This window comes from Luteibacter sp. P4_E6, assembly GCF_056401535.1.
Window position 1 is genome coordinate 1 of the sequence record NZ_JBFUJE010000550.1, and the last position, 2,452, is coordinate 2,452.

Below are 2,452 nucleotides of genomic sequence, written 5' to 3' on the forward strand. Positions count from 1 at the left end.
TCACATATCCGCTCGACGTTCGGGTCACCAAAACGGTCGAGCGGTCGAGGCCGAGCGAAGACGGGACCTACCTCAGCGTCCGCAAGAACAGCTACAACAAGAACGTCTACACCGTTCCGGGCACCGAGGACGACATTCTCAACAAGCGCGCGGCCCAGGTGTCCAAGGCCATCCGCACCCTCGGCCTTCGCATCATCCCCGGCGACCTGCAGGACGAAGCTGAGGCGATCATCAAGTCGATCCGCCTGGACGAGGCGGCGCGCGATCCCGGCGCCGAGCGCAAGAAAATCGCCGATGCCTTCGCCGAGATCGGCGTCAAGGCATCCGACCTTGCCGACTACCTTGGCCATGCCCTGGACACCTGCTCGCCTACTGAGTTGGTGAACCTCCGTGGCATCTATGGGGCGATCCGCGACGGCGAATCCTCGTGGAAGAGCGTCATGGAGAACAAGGCCGAGCAGGCCGGTAGCTCCACGTCGGCAGCGGCGGCCTCACGCACGGAACTCCCCGAGTGCACGGCCGAGACCTTCGAGAAGAAGAAGGCCGGGTGGCGGATGGCGATCGAGACCGGCAACAAGTCGGTCAACGACCTGATCGCAATGATCCAGACCAAGGACCTGCTCACCAACGAGCAGAAGATCGAAATTGCCTCGTGGGCTAACAAGGGGAGTGCCGAGTAATGAAGATCCATAACCTCGTCCAAGGCAGCGCCGAATGGGCTGCCTTCCGCCTGACCCACCACGGCGCTAGCGAAGCCGCAGCCATGCTGGGCCTTTCCAAGGTGACCACGCGCTCCGAGTTGCTGCGCGTCAAGCACACCGGTGATCCGAAAGAGTTCAGTGATTGGGTGCAGGAGAACATTCTCGACTATGGCCACCTGGTCGAAGCCCTCGCTCGGCCCATGGTCGAGCAGTTGATCGAAGATGACCTCTATCCGGTGACGTGCTCCAACGAGGATGCCGGCGGCAACCTCTCGGCGTCGTGCGACGGACTCACCATGGCCTTCGATGCCGCTTTCGAGCACAAGCAGTGGAACGCCGAGCTTGCGGCGATGGTCGCCTCTGGCGTGGTCCCCGACTCGCACATGCCGCAGTGCCAGCAGATCATGATGGTCACTGGCGCCAAGCGCGTCATCTTCACCGTGTCCGACGGAACCCCGGCGAACTTCGTGTCCACTGAAGTGTGGCCAGAAGCGGCTTGGTTCGAACGTATCGTCGACGGCTGGGCGCAGTTCGACCGCGACCTCGCTGCCTACACGCTGCCTGACGCTGCGCCGATCCTCGTCGCCGAGGCAGTGCAGGCACTTCCGGCGGTAGCCGTTCAAGTCGTCGGTCAGATCTCCGTCAAGGAGAACTTCAATGCTTTCGAGGTCGCGCTCCGGAACTTCCTTGAAAACAAGCTGATCCGCGAGCCGCAGACCGATCAGGACTTCGTTGACCTCGATCAGCAGATCAAGGCCATGAAGAAGGCTGAAGAAACGCTCGACGCCGCCGAATCGATGATGCTCTCCCAGATTGCGAGCGTCGACCAGGCGAAGCGGCAGAAAGACATGCTTCTCAAGCTGGTGCGGGACAACCGCCTCATGGCCGAGAAGCTGTTCGAGAGCGAGAAGGCCCGCCGTCGCGCCGAGAAGATCGAAGCGGCGCGCAAGGCGTTCATGGCCCACGTCACCGACCTGCAGCGAGAGATTACCGGCCTCCGTTTGGACGTGGTCATGCCCGACTTCGCAGGCTCCATAAAGGGCCTGAAGACGATGACCAGCATCGACGACAAGCTGGCCACCGCGCTAGCAAACGGGAAGATCGTCGCCGACCGCCAGGCGAAGGACTTCCGGGGCAAGCTGGGGTGGGTCAACGACCATGCGGCCGAATATCGCGCGCTGGTGGCCGACTTGCAGCAGCTCGCTGCCAAGCCCTTCGATGACTTCATCCTTGCCATCACCTCGCGTATCGACGCGCACAAGAAGGCTGAAGAGGAAAAGCTGGAAGCGCAGCGGGAGAATATCCGCAGGCAGGAGCGGGAGAAGCTCGAGAAAGAGAACGCCGACGCTGAGCGCGAACGTGTTGCGGCAGTTGAGCGTGAACGCGTGGCGACGGAAGCCGCGAACGCTCCCGTGCCGGCCGTTGCTCCGGCGACCCCGGGCCCGAGCAAGCCGTACGTCGAAGCGGTGAACGACCTCATCGGTGACGACCTCCGGGCCATGGAATCGCCGCAAACCTTCGCTAGCGTTCCGTCCGGCGCCCCCCGCCGAACGATCAAGCTCGGCGACATCAACGCGAAGATCGCCCCGCTGTCGATCACGGCGGATGGCCTGGAGTCGATTGGCTTCAAGCCGGTCAGCATCGAGCGCGGCGCGAAGCTCTATGCCGAGAGCGAGCTGATCGCGATCTACCGCGGCTTGTGGACTGTCATCCAGGGCGCCGTCAACGACCTGAAGAAAGCCGCCTAAACC

2 protein-coding genes are annotated in these 2,452 nt (G+C 62.8%); both read left to right on the forward strand.

Features of this window, described 5'->3' with window-relative positions; translation table 11 throughout:
- Positions 1-680 (forward strand): hypothetical protein (locus AC1DT2_RS20630; RefSeq protein WP_477298407.1); only part of this gene is annotated, 680 nt, incomplete at its 5' end.
- Entirely contained in the window at positions 680-2,449 is a 1,770-nt protein-coding gene (locus tag AC1DT2_RS20635) for a YqaJ viral recombinase family protein (protein WP_477298408.1), read from the forward strand. The genes AC1DT2_RS20630 and AC1DT2_RS20635, both read left to right, overlap by 1 nt.
- Positions 2,450-2,452: the final 3 nt, after the last annotated feature.